Below are 18,710 nucleotides of genomic sequence, written 5' to 3'. Positions count from 1 at the left end.
TGAGTGGGGGAGCGAAATGCCGACGCTAACCACTCATCAAATTGCGAACCTCGTCCGGCCGTTCCGGGGGTGTCCCGTGTTTTCGCCAACGCTACATGCTGCATCACCCTGATGCACACGCTATACTGAAACCCGACCCGAACGAGCGACCCCCCACCCTCGTAGCCAGCCGGACCCGCGGAGCGGGTCTTCGGGAAGTGAAGGCGTAGCCGTAACGGACCGTCAGAGAGTGTGCTGGCCTCATCTGAAGCCGTTGGGCTTGGTTAACCTCGGCAAATACGTAGCGCGGAACGAAGTACTACGTTCCGCGCTACGTATTTGCCAGGGTTAACCAAGCCCAACGGCTTCAGATAGAGCCAGCACCTCTCTAGACGGTCCGTTACGGCTACGCCTTCACTTCCCGAAGACCCGCTCCGCGGGTCCGGCTGGCTACGAGGGTGGGGGGTCGCTCGTTCGGGTCGGGTTTCAGTATAGCGTGTGCATCAGGGTGATGCAGCATGTAGCGTTGGCGAAAACACGGGACACCCCCGGAACGGCCGGACGAGGTTCGCAATTTGATGAGTGGTTAGCGTCGGCATTTCGCTCCCCCACTCAGGCGAGGAATTACGAATTGGGACGCTTCGAACCCCAGCCCCAGAACAGTACCCCGGATATCGGAAAGACGGAGTTCCGGCATACGGAGATCCCGAAGCCAAACGGCCCCCTGGGCCGGGCGGCGGAACCGCCCACCGGCACCGGCCACGCCTCCGTGCTTTTGAGCGTCACGGTCGGTACCACCCGAGACGCAGAGCCGCTGTTGCTGTCCACGACCCGCACTTGGGCATGGTGCCGCACGCGAAGCGAGCTCAACCACATTGGCCGGCGCCCACGATCCGGTGGTTGCCGACGACGACACGCCCGCCGCTGCCAGCCGTTTGCCCCGTACTCAGCGTGGCGTGTCGAGCGAGGTTCGCGTGGTGGTTGAGCTCTAGTGACACATAAGAGCGTTCCGTGCCGAAACGGGCCCTGACCTGCGGCGATGTGAAAGCGTTTGTTCTGGGTTTCCAGAACAAACACGTCCCGAGCGTTCTGGAAACCCAGAACAAACACCCCCCGTACCTGACGTACCGTCAGGTGACTGTGAGCCACCGTTTGTTCTGCCCCTCCAGAACAAGCCGGTTTACCTAGTGCTACCGTGCTTCCCGAAACATTGATCATCTCTGGAGGACTGTGCTGATGGAACAGCTGCCGATCGTCCGCCCCGGCGAGCGCGTGGTCGCGCGGTCGGACGGCAAGGGCGGCTTGATCCTGGGCGTGGAGAAGATCCAGGGCCGCGAGTTCGCCGCGAGCGCGGAGGTCAGCGGCTACGTGCTGGATGCCCGGCTGCTGCTGAACGTGCTCGGCAGCCTGAAGATGCCCGGGAGCTGGTTCCAGGTGTGGTGCCAGCTCATGGCGCTGCAGAGTGCCAACCGGGCCGACGACAAGGAGCGCGCGGCCCCCCGCGGCTTCGTGAAGACCAACCAGCGCGCCCTCCAGGCCCGGTGCAACCTCTCGGCGGCCTCCGTGAACGAGGCCAGCCAGTTCTTCGCGCACATCGGCTGGATGCGCACCGCCAAGCGCGGCATCCTCCAGCTGAACCCGTGGCTCACGGTGGCCGGCACCTCCGGCGAGCAGGAGAAGTGGCAGAAGCTCTGGAACGACGCCAAGGGCCCAGCCTGCATCATCCCGCACCCCGACTACCCCATCGAGTGGCGCCGGGCGCGGGAGGCGGAGAAGAAGGCTGCCGAGGCCGCCCGCCGCAAGGAGAAGGTCGTCACGCTGCGGCAGCGGCGGCCCGTACGCAAGGCGAGCGCATGACCTCGCGCTCGCGCGGCATATCCTCTTTACAGCGTCTCGACCTGATCGGAAGTGGTGAGGCTCCGTGAGCAGCTCTTACGTCCCCAGCCCTCCCACAGAGGCCCCCGTCACGATCTCCCGTGACGTCCTGCGCCTCCTGGCCCTGGTCGACGTCTCCACCGCCGGCCGCCGCGTCCTGGACCAGTTGCTGTACCTCAGCGACCCGGAGACCGGCACTGCCTCGATCAGCCAGAACGAGATGGCACGCGAACTGGGCGCGAGCAAGCCGACCGTGAACCGCGGCTTCAAGGAGCTGCGCGAGTGCGGACTCGCCTGGGCCCTGGAAGACGGCTTGTACCAGCTCCACCCCTGCTGGCCGGCGGCGCGGTCTCCTCCCCCATGGCCGTGCCCGAGATCAAGGCCGCAGACCCTGAGAGCTTCACCGAGCAACGACGGGCCCGGTTCGCCGCGCAGCTGGCCAACCTCGCCGCTGCCGGCTGAACGTCCGCCAGCCCGCCCACCGAGATCCTGGCCCCCACGGCGCTGCACCCCTGGTGCAGCGCCTTCTTCGTGCACCTGCCGGTAGCACTAGGTAAACCGGGCTGTTCTGGAGGAGCAGAACAACGCGACGCGCTCCGGAGGTGTCGTGCTGCTCTGCGAGCAGCGAGGTGTGGTAGCACCAGGTGAACCGGCTTGTTCTGGAGCAGCAGAACAAACGCGGCGGCCCGCTCGGGGCGCCGCATGCAGCAGCCGTGCATACATCTCGCGTGGAACATCGCAGATCTGCACTGTTATGCAGCAGCCCGAGGCTCCTGCCGTTGCCGGAGCAGCAGACGCCGGCTGCAAGCGGCACCTTCTCGGGCAGCGAGCAGCTGCTGCACGACGGAGCCAGCCTGCTACCCGAGCAGCACCCATGTGCTGCTTGGGCGGGCGATGCTGCTCCGCCGGCCGGGCAGCGAGCAGCAGCAGGTGGCCTTGCACCCTTCACCACCAGGTGCAGCAGCCGGTGCAGCAATGGCTGCTGCACCCGCAGGCCGGGGCGGCACAGCAGGCGTGACCGCGTAAACGCTGGCTCGTGCGAATACTGCGCTGAGGCGTCTTGCACCCCATTGGTAGGTAGTACAGGTAGTACCTACGTGCGGGTTGTAGATCCCTTCCCCTGAGAGGCGAGCTCGGGCCGGGAACGGCGGGAGGTGGCCGTGCGCGGTCTGCCGTGGTGGCCCCTCCAGTCGACGACGCCGCACGAGCGGCAAAGGCGCTGTACGCCGCTGTGAGCGCCTGCGAGGACCTTGATCGCAGTTTTCGGGGGCCCGGAGGGCGGCAGAACGCCGCAGACGGCCACACAGGGCCGAGAAGGATCATGTGCGCCGGGCGGGAACGGGCATCGCGGTACAGGTGGCGGCGGTGGCGTGCGCCCGCGCGGCGAGCTTCGCTCTCAGGGGGAGAGATCTCTAACCCGCAGGTAGGTACTACCTGTACTACCTACCAATGGGGTGCAAGGCCGTCCACGCGCTCCACTGGCCACGGCCCCCGGAGCGATGGCCGGTGCAAGGGTGCAAGGCGGGTGTCGAGTGAGGTCAGAGGCTCTGGGCGAGGGTCTCGCAGTACCCGAGGGCGGTCGCCGTCACCCCGAGATCACCTTCGGCTGCGGATCGCCGTGCCACGCCCATGACCGCCAGCATGTTCTGCAGCGGACTGTCCTCGTCGGCGGCCTCAGCCGCTTCGGCCCGCGCGAGCAGCACGCGGTCGGCCTGGTCCAGGACGTCAGACCACGCGCCGCCGTACGCCACCGGGTCGACGCCGGTCAGCGGTGTCAGCCACAGGTCGGCGTGCGACTGGAGCCCCGTCCCTCGGGCGAGCGGTAGTCGAGCACGGTGCCGCACGGCATCGCGCCGGTATCCGGGTGGTCCTCAGCGCCGGGCCACCCGCCCAGGTCCGCTGTGGGCACCGGGCACAGGAACGCGAGCCAGGCCGCGCCCGTCCCGGCGTCTTGTGCCGGGCCTATGCGGAGCACAGTGGCCTTGAACGGGCACTCCACCACGGTGCGGAGCCCTCCGAGCTCGCGGCGGCCGGAGAGCTGCTGGACGATCGACGACACAGCCGGCTCCTTCGCGGTCAGACCTCGAGGTATGCGACGACGACCACGGTGCGAAGCGCCGTGACCCAGTACAAGAGACGTACGCGCTCGACTTCGTCGGCGTACTCGCGCAGCTGAGGGCCGACGGTGTCGCCGGGGATCGGTTCGCCGATGTCGGGGTCGACGGAGATGACGACCAGGGCGCGGTCCAGGGCGTGGATCTCCGTCTCGCTGGTGATGTTCTCCAGCTGCTTGGCGGCAGAGTCGGAGAACGCGATCCGGGCGCGGCGTGGGCCGTGCTGTGGGGCCATCAGGCGACGGCCGGGCGCTGGCGAGCGAGGCGGGCGAGGTGGGCCTCGCGCAGCTCCTCCCACGGGGTGCAGTTCTCCACCGAGGGCAGGCCGTTAGTGGCGATGTCCTCCAGCACGGCGGCGAACCGGTCGGCATCGGCGCGGGTCTTGGCCGCGTACGCGCGGACCGCGGCGGCGGCGGCGGGTTCCAGTTGCTGCCGGGAGGTGTCGGCGGGGGCTGGCTGGTCGCTCATCGGGGCCTCCAGGGCGCGAACGGGCGTGTGTCACCACGGTATCGGCCGCGCGGCGGCTGTGGGGCCGCTCCGCTCACCCAGGTCCGGGGCTGGCGGCCGCGGCGCCTTCCGCCTTGAGGCACCAGGGCTCGCCGGCGCACTGCCTTCCGGGGCCGGGGGTGGCACAGGTGCACTCCGGGTCGCGCTCCGTCACCTGCGTGATGCGGAGAGCCCCGAAGTCATCTTGGACAGGCGTAGCGCGTGGACCTTCGCCGCGGCTTCTTCGACCGAGGTGGCGTGGGTGGTGTAGATCAGGGTGGTGGCGCCCGGGTGGGACGCGTCGGTGCACCGTGCCACGACCTGGTAGGGATGCTGCGCCATCGCTCCCGCCGGGATCTCAGGCGGGCAGGCCGGGGAGGACCTGGCCGTTGGTGATCTGGGTGCGTGCGGTCAGGGCATGGCCGTCGCAGACTACGTAGCGGTCGCCGTTGTCGGCCTGGACAGTGTGGGTGGCCGGCTCGGTGCAGGCCGCATCCAGCCGGTCGTACGGCCAGACGTTGAAGCACGTGAAGTCCGTGCACCAGGAGTCGAAGCCCTCGGTGCTTCGCGCGCGGGACTTGAGGGTGCCGCCGTGCTCAGGGCACACGCCCCACGGCACGGTGCAGCGGGTCGGGTCGGCGGCGGTGCTCCGCAGGGCCTGGGCGTAGAGCGCGGCGGTGGCGCTGTCGGTGGTCACCCCGGGGATTCTTCCGCACCCGCCCGCCCTCCCTCAAAGGATTCGCCACCGTCACCCGAATCGGCATGCCGCTGCGGGCTGTAGTCGGTTCAGGAGGGGTGTCACGTTGATCGGCGCGAGGCCCGAAGCCGGGGTTCGGGCCCGTGATTCCGGGCCGAACGGAGAGCGTGACACCCCAGCGTGACAGCCGGATCAAGGGCGCGTGACACCCAGGCGTGACAGCGTGACAGTCACTCCTAGTGATCGCAGGTATGGGTGCCCCCCAGCTGCCTCCCAGCTCACTAGCCACCCCTCAGCAACATGTCTGCCTGGGCAAACAGTCCCCCAGTCCCCCAGTCCCCCAGACATCACGGTCATTCCAGGCATTGCAGGCCCCAGTCCCCCAGGTCCTCACAGGTCTGTCCCCCAGGTACTGGGGGACAGGGGACAGCGGAGCGTGACCGGAGGCGTCGGAGCGGGCCGTGCAAATGCTGCGCTACGACCGGGCGCGGGCGAGGACCGCGGCCAGGGCGCCGGTGGCTTCGGGGTCGGTGGTGGCGATCCGGGCCGCGCACACCAGCTGGTCGGCGTCGATGCCGGGAACCAGGCGGGCGAGTTCGGCGAGCAGCGCGGCGTGGGCGAGGACCGGCTGAGGCAGAAGGCCGGCGGCGGCTTCGCGGGCGGCCGAGTCGCGGTAGTGCCCGAGGTGCGCGGCCAAGGCGCGGGCGAGCCAGGCGTCGACATCGGCCTGGACGTACCCGCCGGCTCGCCGGGTGAGCTCCTCGCGTACGGCTTCGTCCCCGTCGCGGGCTGGGCCTGCTCCAGAGTGCCGAGCCTGCGCAGCGCCTGGAGCTCGTCGGCGCGGGCCGCGATCCGGGCTGCTTCGCGCATCTCGGCTTCCCGGGCGTCGGCGGCCGCGGCGGCGAGCTCGGCCTGGACGACCTCGTCGGTGTCCGGGTCGTAGACCGTGCCCGGGACGGCGGCGGCGAGCAGCTGGTCGATGCGTTCCCACTCCGCCAGCTCCGTGCGGCCGCGGACGTCGTCGGCCAGGTCCTCGTGCCGCGAGTCCTGCCGGGCGTCGAACAGGGCGTCCTCGAGGGCCGCCGCGACGGCGCCGGCGTCCATGCCCTTCGCCCGGCGCCGTACGACACGGCGGCCGATGCGGGCGGGGTCGACCGGCTCGCGGGGCGCGGCGACGTGCGGAGCGTACGGACTCCGTGCGGTGCGCCGGGGCGGCCAGGGCGTGGTCATCTTCGGCCTCGTATTCGTGGTGCGGATTCGGGAGCGGGCCACCGCCAGAGTGCTGGACGGCGGCCCGCTGAATACGGTTTATAGCAGGATCTGGTTTCGGCCGTGCCAGAACCGGAATTCTATTAATTTCACGTCCGTGAAATCTGCCCGCAGGCCAGCGGCGCGGGTGCCCCATTCCGTGAAATAGGACTCGGTGATGGCCTTCGCGACGATCGGATGCAGGTCCTCCTCCGTCGCACCGGCCTCCTGGAGCTGGAGGATCTGAGCGGCGTAGGTGGGGGAGATCGCCGTGGTGATGGTGCGCTCGCGGCCGTCGTCCGAGCTGCCCCTGCAGGTGAATCCGAAGTGCGCCGTCACGTCCACCATCATGCCGCCGGAGGTGGCTGCCTGCTCGCGGGCCTGTGCTCTGACCTGCGGTTGCCACGCTGATTCGGTCTCCTCCACCAGTGCGGCCTGGAGGCGCTTGTGGGGTGTGGTCAGCGTCCCCGCCCGGTAGCGCTCCACCGTCCGGCGCGAGACGCCCAGGCGCTCCGCCAGAGCCTTGGTCGACCCCTTCGCCCGCGTGAGAAGGAATTTCACCTGAGCCTTTTCCGATTTCGGTGCGGGCCGGGTGAAGACCTTCCGCTCCGCCCGCGCGAGGGCGTCCAGGACCTTGCCGCGCCGCGGGGCCGGCTGCTGCTGCTCGTGATCGCTCATACCTCCAGGAACCCATGGTTCGCCTGTGGACAAGATTCTGACGGCCACGCAGGCGAGGCCACTTTCTGGCGCCCGGCGTTAGGAGGGTGTTCGGGTGGGGGAGGGGTGGGGTGACAAGGGGAGGAACACGTGGGGAAGCGAAACGGGATACGCAAGGGCGCCCGGCGGTCAGGGAACCCGGCGCGCCGCGAGGCGGAGCGTCTGTACTCGGAGAACGTGATGGGCGAGCGCATGTATGCCGCCCCAACATCCAGGGCCGCAGTGCAACCGGGCGAGATCATCCCTGTGACCGCCCCGGCCCTGCCGGACGGCGTGATCATCCGGGACGCGACGCCGTCCGACGCGGCAGCGCTGGAGCCCGTGATGCGGCTGGCCGACCCGGACAACCCCGATGGCTCCTGGAGGCAGCTTCCTAGCGCGATCCGCCAGAGCCTGGACGCCGACAAGTACACCCGTGTGCGCGCGGTGCAGGAGACCGAATCCGGTGAGCTGGTCGGCGGCACGATGGCGCTGCCAGCGGCGTGGGCACTCACCCACCCCATGCTCATGGGGTCGCCCAATGCACACATCATCGCCGGGCTGGTCGCCGCACTGGACTCCCTTGCGGTGGTCGAAGCATGGCGCGGCAAGGGCATTGCCCGCGCCCTGGTCGCCGACGCGGAGCGCGCGGCCGGTGCCCATGAGGAGGGGAAGTTCGGCGCGGCCATTCTGTACGTCACGCACGAGCCGGAGCTGACGGACTTCTACGCCGGGCTCGGCTTCACCCTCTCCCCCGACGGCATCGGCATCCCCACGCCGGTCGGGCTCATCTGCCACGGCCCCATCAAGGGCTTCTGCTTCTCGGTGAAGCCGCTGCGCACCGGCGTTCAGATGCAGGACATGCCCACCCCCTATGGACGGCAGCTCGTCATCCGCGGCGTCCTGCCCGGCCCCGCGCGCTGAGCCGATGACCCGGGCGGCCGTCCATGCGGTGGAGGGCATGACGACGTCCCCCACCCCCGAGCTGGTCCCGGTGCAGCTGCTGCCCAGTTACCAGGAGGTCGTCGCGCACCTGTGGTTCCGCCGACAGGCCCGCGACGGCTATAAGTACGAGGCTGGGCTTCCGGCGTACCGCAACGGCCTCGGGGACACGCGAATACCGGGTCTGGGGGCGCGCCCTGGACCGCGTGCGGCCCGTGGACGGCGTTTCGTACGACGCCATGCTCACCGAGTACCTGGAGCAGCCCTCACCCGTCCAGGAGGCGCTGGGGCCCGGGCTGCCCTGCTTACTGTGTTCGCTGGACCAGGCCGGCGGTGAACCACTGCACGAGGGTGGCAGCCAGGTGCACGGCCATCTCGGCTTCGCGCTGGTTCTCCAGCCTCGTCGGGTTCTGCGATCCGTGACGGGCGGTCTGGCCCTGCCACAGGCGCCGCATCATGTCGGCCACCAGCGTAATGTCGTCCCCGCCTCCGCCTGCTGGGATCGCCGTGGAGAACCGCTGCGGCGAGTTCCGAATCACGCCCAGCATCGTTCCGAGCGTCGCCTTGGCGTTGTTCGGTTCGATGAGGGACTGGGAGGCCGACTCCACGGCCTTGATCGCTTCGCTGTACGCCTTGGAAGGGTCGGGATCCCGTCCGTACACGCACTTCCAAGCGGTTGCCAGGTGGTCGGCAGCGGATCCGCTTTGCGGGGTGCGAGCAGCTGCCAGAGTGCTGGCGACAGCCTGCTGCGCCGTTGCGTCGACCCGGAGCTCCAGCCCAGTGCGAGCATCGTTGACACGGTACGCGGACCCCGCGAGCGTCAGCATGTCCTCCAGCTGCGCGATGGCCTGCTCACGGGCGCTGCTCCCATGTGTCCCGAGGTAGTGTCGGCGGCCGCTCCATGTGGCCGGGTTGGGATAATACGTCTGTGTAGTCGGCAGCGTGCTCAAGTGCAGCATCGCGTTGACGACGTCGAGCAGCTGCTCCTTGGTGGTACCAGCTGCCAGGAACTTCGCTGGCGAGTACATCCGGGGACCGGTGTCGACACGCAGCTTCAGGTGCAGGGCGATCCTCTGTGCGTTGGCTTCGTCATCTTCGAGGTGAGCCATCACCCACTGGCGCAGGGGGATCTCCATGTAGTCCGGGACGCCCTCGGAGAGGGACTTGTCTACCGAACCTCGTGGATCCGCCGTCTGCGGATCACGCCGCTTGCGGCTGCGCATGAACATGAGCGAACAGTAGTGCCACCTACTGACACACGCCGGAAGTTTCCGGGCAGAACGGCCCCCGCCTGCGGTGGGTGCCGTTCTGCTCAACTCGCCAGATCGAAGGCTAACCCGCCAACTGAAGCGCTCCACAGGTCCGGGCCCGCTCGCTGCTCAAGGCGCGGCTTCTACAGCTCGAAGTCCAGGTGGATCACGTCGTTGATCTGTACCTCCTGCAGGGAGCCGGCGCGGCTGCCGCCGTCTTGGAAGTAGACCTCCTTGAGGGCTTCGGCGGTCAGCTCGCGCAGCCGGTCGTCGCCGGCGCCCTGCTGCTGGGCGTCGAAGAGGCGGGCGGCGTGCTCGGGCGGTAGGGCGACGGTCAGGTGCCGGATACGGTCCTCGTCCGTCGTGCCGATCGGCGCCCCGGCATATCCGAGGCGGGCGTGGACGTCGATGACGATGCCGTCGGTCGTCGCCGCCTTCTGCCGGGCCTTGGCCCGGATCTGCGGCTGCCACCGGGCCTTCGTCTCGCGCTCCAGGCGCGCGGCGAGGTCGGGGCGGGGCTTCTTGATCTGGTCCTTCACGTACCGTTCGACGGTGCGCTGGGAGATCCGCAGCATCTGAGCGACCGCCTTGGTGCCCTTGAGTTGCTTGACCAGGTACCGCATCTGCGCGCCAGCCGACTTCGGCGCCGGGCGGGTGAACGCCTTCTGCACCGCCTGCTCCAGGCCGTCCCCGAACCTGCTCATCGCCTATCTACTCCCCGCTGTCGACGCTGGTGACGGTGCCGTCCTTGATGTACCGCGCGAGGTTGAGCGCCGGAGCGTCGAACTGCTCCCGCACGCCCTCACCCCACAGCACACTCTGGGTGCCCTCGTGCTTGACCAGCCCCGGGTTCACACCGAGATTGAACCCGCCCGGCAGCGGCTTGCCGTCCCGGTAGGGCAGGAAGTCCAACGGGCTCTCGCCGTCGACTGCGTAGACGACGCAGTCGGACAGGATCGCGACCGGGTACTGGCCGGTGAACGCCGCGTGCTTGACGATCTTGCGGTGGAAGTTGATGCGGGTGCGGGAGATGACGGCCGCGCGGATGTCGGGGCGCCAGGTCGGCCGGGCCAGGGCGCGCCACGGCTCGCCCGGCTTCCAGCTCTCGCCGCGCGGGCGCTCGCGCAGCTTGCCGAGACCGCCCTTGACCGTCGCCTTGATCGCGGAAACGACGATCGCCAGCTGCGGGTCGCGGCTGCGGTAGCCGTCCATCGCAGCCAGGAAGTCGGCCGGCGGCAGGTCCGCATCAACGCCGAGGTCGGCCATGGTGGCGAGGTAGGCGTCGCGCAGCCGGGTGTACCAGCCGTCCAGGTAGCGGCCGCTTTCATACCGTACGTACGCCTCGGCCGGCGCGACGTCGTAGCCGAGCTCCACCGCGTAGGCGACGGTCGGCGTGGCGTACCAGGCCGGGCCCTCGGGGCGCTCGCCCGTCGGCGTGAACGGGCTGGGCAGCAGATCGGCGTCCAGCTGCGCCCACCGGTCCTTGGCGACCTTCACGCGGGACAGGTCGACGTGGGAGAGGTCGACCAGCCACGAACCGGGCAGCTTCGCATCGAAGGCCGGGTTCTTGACGTGGGTGGGCGCGCCGAGACCGACAATCAGGCCGTTGGCGCCGGCGGCGAAGGCCATGTTGACGTCCAGGCCCACGAGGTTGCGGCGCAGGCATTCGGCGTCGGTCATCGGCCGCGCCCAGTCGTATGCCTCCTCGAACAGCTTCTCCGCCGGGCCGCGCACGTGGAACCGGGGCAGATCCGCCAGGAGCGGGTGCCCGTCCGGTGCCTCGCACGGTGCGCAGTCGACCGGGTCCTTCCCCAGCGAGCCGGGATTGTGCTCGGAGCGCCGTTTGCCGTCGGCATCCGCCTTGGAGGCCCGGGTCGGCGGGTGCAGCGCGGTCATCAGCTCCAGGCCGGTCACGGCCGTCGATCCGCGCGGCGTCATCACCCTCGAGGCGTACACGCCCAGGAGCCGGGCGAGGTCCGCCGGCGCCAGCTGCCCGGCCGCGCCCCAGTGCCGGGTGTCCAGCGCGTTCCAGGACGGGATGCACAGCTGTACGCAGGTCCGCTCGGAACCGGTGGCGGGGCGGTAGATCCGCGCCCACGGCCCGAACCCGCGCTTGGTCAGCTGCCACTGCGCGCGGGTCAGCTGCTTGATGACCTTGTGGCCCTCCGGGATGCGCCCGGCGATCCGCTCCTCCTCCGTGAGCGTGGCCGGGAGGCCGTAGCGCTCCAGCGCGGCCTCGGTGAGCACGAGCAGCGGGTCGGCGTCCTTGCCGGGGCCGGAGAGCTTCGGCTGGCCGAGCTTGGCCTCCTTGAGCGTCCAGTCCACCAGGGACGGCAGCGACTTGGCGGGCACGTCCAGGACCAGACCGCCGGTGCAGTACGCCACCACCTTGCCGTCCTCAACGTCGACGACCGCCAGCGGCCCGTTCTCGAACCGCGGGTCGGTGCCGCCCGCCGGGGTTCCGGCCGGGGCCGCCTTCTTCGCATCCGGGCGGCGGGATGTCGACGTCGGCCTGGTGGTGCGCGCCGGGCGGGTCGCTGCGGCCGGAGCAGGGATCTGGGTGTTCTCGGTTGCAGTCATGGCCGCAGCCTCGGACGCCTCCTCTGTGGACAGAGTCCGCGCTTCCGGCGGGGCCGCCTTCTGCGTCCCAGAACGGCGCGACGTCGACGTGGCCCTGGTGGGGTGAAGGGCTTCGACCGCGTCGTCGATCAGAGCGTCCGGGACCTCTGGCATTTCGCCTGCCGGGTCGGAGGCGCCGGTGAACGTGTCGGGTACGGGGGCCGCCGGCTCTTCCGGTCTTGCGGGTGCGGGGTAGAGCTCCGCGAGCTGCTTGAGCAGCCGCGCGTACGCCTCGCGCTCCAGGCCGCGCGGCTCGGTCGGCTTCTTCGCCGACTCCCAGCCGGACACCGTGGCGCGGCGCACCTTCAGCGCGGCGGCGACTTCGTCCAGCGTCAGGCCGTGCGCGGTGCGCAGCCGCTTGCGCTCCTCCGCCGGCGGCAGCGGCGCACGGGACGCGACCAGCGCGTCGACCGCATCAAACAACTCGGACATGGAACACCTCCTGGCCCACACTCTACCCCACTAACCGTACAGATTGCGGCCTTTTGCCGTACGAAGCGCGTACGAAGTGCGTACAGGCCCTCTTTTGAAGGTCAGCGGCGGGCGGGAGCCGGGAGCTGGTTGAAGTGCCCCTACGCGAGGCCCGTTTTACGCTGAAAGCCCCGGGAAAGGGCAGGTCAGATGCCGCACTCGCTCTGGCAGGGAGCTTTGAGCTTCGGGTTGGTCACCGTGCCGATCTCCCTGCACGCCGCCACCGACAGCGGACCGGCCGTCTCTTTCGTGCGCGTGCACAAGGCCGACGGCGGGCGCGTACGCAACCAGCCTGTGTGCTCCCTTGAGGATGAGGCCGAGGTGCCGACTGAGGAGATCGGCCGCGGCTATGTGACCGGTGAGCGTGTCGTCCCGCTCACCGACGACGACCTGGCCCAGCTGCCGCTGCCGACCGCCAAAACCCTCACGATCCTCGCCTTCGTGCCAGCTGGTGACATCGACCCGCTGCAGGTCGAGCGCGGCTACTACGTCGCCCCCAACGGCCCGGCCGCCAACAAGCCGTACGTCCTGCTGCGCGACGCCATGGACGACCACGGCTCGGTCGCCATCGGCAAGATCGCCCTGCGCAGCAAGGAAACCCTCGCGCTGGTACGGCCCATGGGGGATGTGCTGGTGCTGCACGCGCTGCGCTGGCCCGACCAGGTCCGCACCCCCGCCGGCGTGGTCCCCGACCGGCCGGTCGACATCAGCGAGGACGAGCTCGCCGCGGCTGAAGAGCTGATGGCCAGCTACGGCCCGCTGGACGAGGAGGACCTGCGCGACCACTACCGCGAGCAGGTCGAGGAGATCGTGGCGGCCAAGCTGGAGAACCGCGAAGTCGAAGCCCCCGGCAAGGCTCCCCAGCCCCGCGGACAGGTTCTGGACCTGATGGCCGCCCTGGAGGACAGCGTCCGCGCTGCCAGGAGCGCCCGCGGCGAAGACGCCGACGGTACGGACGCCTCGGTGACGCCGCTGCGGGCCATCGAGGACAAGGTCACCGGAACCACCAAGCGCTCCTCTCCCCGCAAGAGTGCCCGCACGCCGAAGGAGGCCGGCGGCAAGAAGACCGCCGCCAAGGCACCGGCGAAGAAGACCGCGGCGAAGAAGAAGGCAACCGGCGGCCGCCGCGCCGGCTGACTGCCGCACCGGGGAGCGATTCGCCGAGCCGGAGGAACGCAGATGAAACTGCACTACAGCACCATGTCCAGCGCAGCCAAGAAGGCGTACCTCCTGGCCCACCCCACCTGCCCGATCTGCGGGGGCATCACAAACGACATCGACCATGCGCACCCAACCGACCTGGTGCGCGACGCCCTGTGCCACCGCTGCAACTGCCGGGGCAGCTCCCTGGAAAGGGCACTGATGATCCCCACACGCCGCTTTCAGACGCTGGCCGGAGACCTGCACCGCGGATATGCCCGAACCGGCCGCGTGAACCTCGCCCGGTTCGCGGATGACCTGGCCTACCGCGGTCTCACCGAGGACGAGTACCGCAGCCGCTTCGCCGCCGTACACGCCCAGCTCACCCAGCGCTACGTCTACTGGACCGAGGCCACCACCGAGGGGATGACCCGCAGCACCACCTGGACCAAGACCGGCCCGCTCCTCGATGAGGAGGAAGCGCAGAAAGTGCTGCACCGGCTGCAGGACCCGGCCAGAGTGCCGCCCCACCTGTACATCGTGCTCACCCTGGAGCCGGACGACGGCGTCAACTCCCCCTTCCCGCGGGGCCTGGCCTACATCCACCACACGCCCGGCGCCATGGAGTACATCAGGGAGCTACGCCGAGCCGAGGCCGCTGCCCCGCAGGCGGAAACCGGGCAGGACGGCCCGACGGACGTCAGTCCGAGCCGGTGAGTACCGGTATCAGCGCCGCCGTTCCGAGTGCGCTGGAGACCGTGTGTGGGCCCGGCCTGCTGCTCGGACAAGGCCACGGCCGATACAGCCACTCGTCCCCGAAAGGCCCGCTCGCCGGGAGTCATACCTGACCAGGTGCCGCCCCTGGTGGGCCGAACGCGGGAATCGGGGCAGGTTTCCGCGTCGTTCGCGCGCAGAGTGCGTTGAAGCCCATGTCGCAACGAGGCCGGTGCGGTGCCTATCTCGGTGAGGAGCGCTCCTTGGGCAGGACGAAACCAGGCAAACCCCGATGTCAGCGAAGAACGGCCGGCACTCTGCGGCATGCGCAGCCTCCCGGGTACGAAGAGTGGGTCGGGATCCCGCAGCGGTTCACCGCCGACACGGCGGTAGGACATCACCGTCTCGATGAGGAGGCCACAGACGTTGCGGTGCCGGCGGAGGTGAAGGAGTGTTTCGGCTGTCCGCCTGCGTACACCGGCGCACGTCGCGAAGCCGGCGGAGCGGTGTGATGGACGGGAGGCCACTCGTCGTGCTGCGCGGTCGCCTGTGGATCAGCCCCTGCGGGGATGCCCATGACCTGCAGTGCGTCGCACGCACGAAGAAGGGCACTCGCTGCCGGAATCCAATCGAGTACGGGCAGATGCTCGGCTTCCACGCCTTTCGGCTCGGGGACGCCGGCTACGTCGAAGCGTACGGCTCTCTCGGGCAAGGCGATGCAGTGGACGCCGACCGCTGGATCGCCCAGCACTGCCTGGTGCACGATGCGCCGGATGTCATCGACTGCGGGCCGGCCGAGCTCCGCCGGTTCGACATCGTCCGTGACGCGGCCCATATCAAGGCGCACGTGCGGACTTTGCCTACGGCGAGGTGCCGGTGAGCCCCTCACGAGCCGGGTGTGGCGGGAGCGGGGTGTGGCGCAGGACGCCCCCTCGGCCCGGGCAACTGCCACGTAACGGCGCGACGGCATGCTCCCGGGCCCGTCACGCCACTTCCCTCCGTTCATTTCGCAAGGGCGAGAAGCGATGACCGACATCACCGACACTGTCACGGCAATCCTCGAATCCGCTGCTCGATTGCTCCCCACTCCTGGATATGTCAACGGTGACGACTACTCCGACTGGCACATCAGGGCATCCCCGCGCCTCTTGCGTGCGCTGGCCGAGCTGGCACGCGACGAGGGCGGACACCAGTTGGCCGACCGACTCGACCGGTTCTCACATCCGCTCTGCATGGAACCCCTGGACACCATTCTGAGCATCGAGACCATGCCGGTGAAGTGGTGCGTCAACCCGGTCGAGCTCGAGGGCGCACCGTGTGAACTGCATACGCCGGAGCACGCGTCAGACCTCGGGCGTTGTACGTGGGCAGGCCCGGATGCTGCGCGGATTTGCCGCAATGCCCCCGCCCCGGGCGACGACCGTTGTGCAGTGCATGCTGCGTTCTGCCGTGTGATCAGGGTCGATGGTGCCGTTTGCAACCGGCACAGGTGCAGCGTTCCCAAGCATCGGCGGGCGCCGGTTTCCGCGGTGCGCTGAGCCGGCACCGGGCGGCAGACCGGCCGCGGCCACGCACACGCCACGCTGTCATTTCCGTGGCCGCTGGTCTCTAAGTGACTGAGTTGACTGCGGGGACTGTCGCATTCTGAGGGTGCCTCACCGTGCGCTGGACGTGCTCAGCGCCGGAAAGGCGGAGGGTGCCCTGGGCGGTGATGACGGCCGGGCTGGTCAAGGCCATGGTGCCGTCGGCCGCGGCAGAGATGACGAGGTGCCCGCCGGGCAGGTCGACGCGGTATTCGGCGGCGCCGGTGGGCGGCGGCGCAGGCGCGGGTCTCGCCGACGCCGCGTTCGTACACGCGCAGCGCCAGGTGCCGCGGTCCGCGGGCGGTGACGAACTCGGTGGTCACGCCGTGGGGGTATGCGTCGGCCGGGCCGACTGGGCGGTCTTGCCCTGGCCTCGTGCCGCGCCGTGCTATTTCCGGGCCGGTTTACGGGGCTGGGGCAAGGCGTGCGTCGAGGGTGTGCTGGGCGGTGCACAGGTGGTAGGCGTGCATGGTTGTATCGAGTCCGGTCAGGTCTGCGGCTTGGTGCGGGGGTACGTGCTGGAGGTGCAGGAGCATGGCGTCGGCCTGGCGGGCGGGCAGCAGGGTGTAGAGGGCGCGGGCGGCGGTCGGCGGAGCGCTGGTCTGGTGCCGAATCTGGTGTTCGATGCTGGCGGTCAGGATCTGCCAGGCGCGGCGGGCCGGGCAGCGGCTGCTGAGGATGCGGCGCCAGTCGGTGGCCAGGGTGCCCAGGGCGTGTTCGACGGCGCGGTCGGCTGCGGCTGTCTCGCCCAGGCGCAGCAGGGCGTGCCGTCGGTAGGGGGTATGGCGCAGCTGGCAGAAGGCGGTGAAGTCCAGCGGCAGGCGGATGCTGACGGGTGGTCGATTGGGCAGGCGGATCGGTGTGGGGTGCATGTCGTCTCCCCCGGGTGACGAGCGAGCGGTGGGGTGGGGTGGGTGGTTATCCGAAAGCGCTGGCGGGCAGGCCCGCGAGGCGGTTGCCTCCGGCGGGCGCGGGCGAAGGCGGTGAGGGGTGGGCGGCGTTCCACAGGGGGTGAAGGGCGTCGGGCCGGCCCTCCAGGGCGAGGACGAGGCGGCCGAGGACGGGCCAGTCCGGCAGGTACCGGCCATCGAAGACGTCCGTGATCTGCTCTTCGCTCAGCGCGCCGTGGCACTGGGTGTGCACGAGGTAGGGGTCGGGCCGGCCGGCGGACAGGTACAGGCCGCGCAGGGCCGCGTGCAGGGCCCCGACGGCGTCCTCGGAGGTGACCTTGGCCGAGGGGGCGATGCCGCGGGCGGCACACCACAGGGTGCGTACGGCGGTGGGGTCGCCGTCGCAGGCCACGATGATGCGGCGGGCCACGCTCCAGGAAGGCAGGCGTTCCCCGGAGATGACGCGGGAGACGTAGGAGGCGGAGACACCGGCGTCCGTGGCGATGTCGCGGACGACCTTGCCGCTGCTGCGCTGCAGATGGGACAGGGCGCTGGCGAACTGCTGAAGGCTGGTCAGGCCCGGAGCGGGGTGCGGGGGCCCGTTGTCGTCGGCCGCGCTGGGCGGAGGGCCCGGCGGGGAGATGGGGGCGCCGCGCTGGTGCGGCAGGGCCGCGGTGGCCGTCATGGTGGCGCGGGCTGCGGGAGCCGGTGGTGGGGCCGAGGTGTTCTTGGGGCGGGCGGCGGCCCGTCCCCACTTGCGGCGGGCGGTGGACTCGCTGATGCCGGCGGCTTCGGCGACCGTCTCCCACCGGGTGCCGTCGGCGCGCAGCTGCTGCACCGTCAGCGAGTCGAGCAACTCCAGGTGCTGGCGCACGGTCAGCAGGACTTCGAGGCTGCGGACCAGGTCCGGGTGGCCGCCGTATTCGGCATCGAGCAGGCTGCCGGCGGCACGGTGGACGGCTTCGAGGGCTTCCACGCGCCGCGGGCCGGTCTGTACGGCCTGTGCGGGCGGGCGGCGCCGGCGCTGGCAGGAACGGGAGCAGTACTGCGGGGGGCGGCCGCGGCCGCCGTAGGTGAGGGGCTTGTGGCAGCAGGCGCAGGTGCGGCGACCGGTTGACGTCATGGGTACCCCTTTCCGGGGGCGTGAGGCGGGGATTTTCCGCATCCGGGCGGGCACTTCGCGCGCCACGGGGCCGTATTTCTCCCCGTGAAGATCACGGATGGGTGCCGCCACCGGTCACACGAGACGACCGGTGGCGTGCCGGGCCCGCAGGCGGGCCCGGCACCGGTGGCGAACGGCAGGCGGCGTCAGAGCACGCGAATGCGCAGGTAGCGCAGGCGAATACCGCCTTGGTCCGCCGCCGCAGCGGTAAGGGCCCACAGCAGGGGCAGTGACGTCGGTGCCGCGCCGGTCAGCATCAGGAACGCGACCAGCGTGCCGACGAGGGCCGTCGTGGTAACGGTGACTTCCCAGGCATACGTTTCGCGGCAGCCGGGCTGCGGCATGCTAGCTTCACGCCTGTCGGGCCGGCTCGTACCGGGCCGGTGCGCACAAGGGTCAGGGTGCACGGATCCAGAGCTCCTTGATCTTCACAGAATGATGAACGAGGCCCCCGGGGCTGGTTTGGCCGCCGCCCGGGGGTTTCGTGACGCGACAGGACGCTACGCCGGTGACAGGCCGGACCGCCACCGCTACCGTGCGTTATTTCCAGGGTGTATCTGGCCACGGCGGAAAACCCCGCACACGACCCACCAGTACGATCAAATACCGCCAGAACCAGGTGCCGAACACACCCAGGCGGTCACCACCGCATCTCCGGTTCCGCAGCCGGCTCCACGCCCGCGCCTGGTCTTCACAGCCACGTGGTGTCAGCTTCAACGACCCTCACAGGCGGCGGACACGGTTTCACCGAGGGTTCTCCGGCAGCCGGGACGCTGCCCGCACGCCTACGCATCGACAAGCGGGTGCTCTCCTGCTCGCAGATGCTCCAGGCAAGCCGCCGTTC

The 18,710-nt window shown here is 69.9% G+C and carries 20 protein-coding genes; 7 read left to right on the top strand and 13 right to left on the bottom strand.

Annotation, left to right across the window (positions count from 1 at the left end):
- Nucleotides 1-1,215 precede the first annotated feature (1,215 nt).
- Both ACEXOX_RS46010 and ACEXOX_RS46005 read left to right on the top strand, forming a co-directional pair.
- Complete coding sequence (locus tag ACEXOX_RS46010) at nt 1,216-1,836, top strand: hypothetical protein (protein WP_406527042.1); 621 nt, start codon at nt 1,216-1,218, stop codon at nt 1,834-1,836.
- Nucleotides 1,837-1,900: 64 nt separating this feature from the next.
- Nucleotides 1,901-2,401, top strand: coding sequence for a helix-turn-helix domain-containing protein (locus ACEXOX_RS46005; protein WP_406527041.1), 501 nt, complete (start codon nt 1,901-1,903; stop codon nt 2,399-2,401).
- Nucleotides 2,402-3,392: 991 nt separating this feature from the next.
- Here ACEXOX_RS46005 and ACEXOX_RS46000 read toward each other — a convergent pair.
- The 7 genes from ACEXOX_RS46000 to tpg (ACEXOX_RS45970) all read right to left on the bottom strand — a co-directional run bounded on the left by ACEXOX_RS46000 (nt 3,393) and on the right by tpg (ACEXOX_RS45970) (nt 7,077).
- Nucleotides 3,393-3,698: a hypothetical protein gene (locus tag ACEXOX_RS46000; protein ID WP_406527040.1), complete on the bottom strand. Its 306-nt coding sequence runs from the start codon at nt 3,696-3,698 to the stop codon at nt 3,393-3,395.
- A 232-nt stretch (nt 3,699-3,930) separates the two neighbouring features.
- Nucleotides 3,931-4,203: a hypothetical protein gene (locus ACEXOX_RS45995; protein WP_406527039.1), complete on the bottom strand. Its 273-nt coding sequence runs from the start codon at nt 4,201-4,203 to the stop codon at nt 3,931-3,933.
- Nucleotides 4,203-4,436: a hypothetical protein gene (locus tag ACEXOX_RS45990; protein ID WP_406527038.1), complete on the bottom strand. Its 234-nt coding sequence runs from the start codon at nt 4,434-4,436 to the stop codon at nt 4,203-4,205. Before ACEXOX_RS45990 ends, ACEXOX_RS45995 begins: the two co-directional genes overlap by 1 nt.
- A gap of 189 nt (nt 4,437-4,625) precedes the next feature.
- Nucleotides 4,626-4,796: a hypothetical protein gene (locus ACEXOX_RS45985; protein WP_406527037.1), complete on the bottom strand. Its 171-nt coding sequence runs from the start codon at nt 4,794-4,796 to the stop codon at nt 4,626-4,628.
- Between the two features lie 16 nt (nt 4,797-4,812).
- On the bottom strand, nt 4,813-5,151 hold the full coding sequence (locus ACEXOX_RS45980) for a hypothetical protein (protein WP_406527036.1): 339 nt from the start codon (nt 5,149-5,151) through the stop codon (nt 4,813-4,815).
- Nucleotides 5,152-5,541: 390 nt separating this feature from the next.
- The gene (locus ACEXOX_RS45975; protein ID WP_406527035.1) at nt 5,542-6,381 is read right to left on the bottom strand and encodes a hypothetical protein; all 840 of its coding nucleotides are present in this window, start codon (nt 6,379-6,381) and stop codon (nt 5,542-5,544) included.
- Between the two features lie 78 nt (nt 6,382-6,459).
- Nucleotides 6,460-7,077, bottom strand: a complete 618-nt coding sequence (gene tpg / locus ACEXOX_RS45970; RefSeq protein WP_406527034.1) for a telomere-protecting terminal protein Tpg — start codon at nt 7,075-7,077, stop codon at nt 6,460-6,462.
- A 129-nt stretch (nt 7,078-7,206) separates the two neighbouring features.
- On the opposite strand from tpg (ACEXOX_RS45970), the gene ACEXOX_RS45965 reads away from it, so the two are divergent.
- A complete protein-coding gene (locus tag ACEXOX_RS45965; protein ID WP_406527033.1) occupies nt 7,207-8,019 on the top strand; it encodes a GNAT family N-acetyltransferase in 813 nt (270 codons plus the stop codon).
- A 323-nt stretch (nt 8,020-8,342) separates the two neighbouring features.
- Here the strand turns inward: ACEXOX_RS45965 and ACEXOX_RS45960 are convergent, their stop codons facing one another.
- From ACEXOX_RS45960 to tap, 3 genes are all read right to left on the bottom strand, one after another.
- Nucleotides 8,343-9,266: a hypothetical protein gene (locus tag ACEXOX_RS45960; protein WP_406527031.1), complete on the bottom strand. Its 924-nt coding sequence runs from the start codon at nt 9,264-9,266 to the stop codon at nt 8,343-8,345.
- A gap of 164 nt (nt 9,267-9,430) precedes the next feature.
- Nucleotides 9,431-9,991: a telomere-protecting terminal protein Tpg gene (tpg, locus tag ACEXOX_RS45955; RefSeq protein WP_406527030.1), complete on the bottom strand. Its 561-nt coding sequence runs from the start codon at nt 9,989-9,991 to the stop codon at nt 9,431-9,433.
- A 7-nt stretch (nt 9,992-9,998) separates the two neighbouring features.
- Nucleotides 9,999-12,338: a telomere-associated protein Tap gene (gene tap, locus ACEXOX_RS45950; protein ID WP_406527029.1), complete on the bottom strand. Its 2,340-nt coding sequence runs from the start codon at nt 12,336-12,338 to the stop codon at nt 9,999-10,001.
- A 189-nt stretch (nt 12,339-12,527) separates the two neighbouring features.
- Here tap and ACEXOX_RS45945 point away from each other — a divergent pair, with 189 nt between their 5' ends.
- The 4 genes from ACEXOX_RS45945 to ACEXOX_RS45930 all read left to right on the top strand — a co-directional run bounded on the left by ACEXOX_RS45945 (nt 12,528) and on the right by ACEXOX_RS45930 (nt 15,769).
- The gene (locus ACEXOX_RS45945) at nt 12,528-13,514 is read left to right on the top strand and encodes a Ku protein (RefSeq protein ID WP_406527019.1); all 987 of its coding nucleotides are present in this window, start codon (nt 12,528-12,530) and stop codon (nt 13,512-13,514) included.
- A gap of 42 nt (nt 13,515-13,556) precedes the next feature.
- On the top strand, nt 13,557-14,234 hold the full coding sequence (locus ACEXOX_RS45940; protein ID WP_406527018.1) for a hypothetical protein: 678 nt from the start codon (nt 13,557-13,559) through the stop codon (nt 14,232-14,234).
- A gap of 529 nt (nt 14,235-14,763) precedes the next feature.
- Nucleotides 14,764-15,111: a hypothetical protein gene (locus ACEXOX_RS45935; RefSeq protein WP_406527017.1), complete on the top strand. Its 348-nt coding sequence runs from the start codon at nt 14,764-14,766 to the stop codon at nt 15,109-15,111.
- A gap of 145 nt (nt 15,112-15,256) precedes the next feature.
- The gene (locus ACEXOX_RS45930) at nt 15,257-15,769 is read left to right on the top strand and encodes a hypothetical protein (protein WP_406527016.1); all 513 of its coding nucleotides are present in this window, start codon (nt 15,257-15,259) and stop codon (nt 15,767-15,769) included.
- A 449-nt stretch (nt 15,770-16,218) separates the two neighbouring features.
- Here ACEXOX_RS45930 and ACEXOX_RS45925 read toward each other — a convergent pair whose 3' ends face one another.
- From ACEXOX_RS45925 to ACEXOX_RS45915, 3 genes are all read right to left on the bottom strand, one after another.
- Nucleotides 16,219-16,686, bottom strand: coding sequence for a hypothetical protein (locus ACEXOX_RS45925; RefSeq protein ID WP_406527015.1), 468 nt, complete (start codon nt 16,684-16,686; stop codon nt 16,219-16,221).
- Nucleotides 16,687-16,732: 46 nt separating this feature from the next.
- Nucleotides 16,733-17,827, bottom strand: a complete 1,095-nt coding sequence (locus ACEXOX_RS45920; protein WP_406527014.1) for a helix-turn-helix domain-containing protein — start codon at nt 17,825-17,827, stop codon at nt 16,733-16,735.
- A gap of 185 nt (nt 17,828-18,012) precedes the next feature.
- Nucleotides 18,013-18,210, bottom strand: a complete 198-nt coding sequence (locus ACEXOX_RS45915; RefSeq protein WP_406527013.1) for a hypothetical protein — start codon at nt 18,208-18,210, stop codon at nt 18,013-18,015.
- Nucleotides 18,211-18,710 lie beyond the last annotated feature (500 nt).

Origin of the sequence: Streptomyces sp. Ac-502, from assembly GCF_045222935.1 — a bacterium.
Lineage (GTDB): Bacteria > Actinomycetota > Actinomycetes > Streptomycetales > Streptomycetaceae > Streptomyces > Streptomyces monomycini.
Note: the sequence above shows the minus strand (reverse complement) of the source record. Positions and strands in the feature narration are given on the sequence as shown.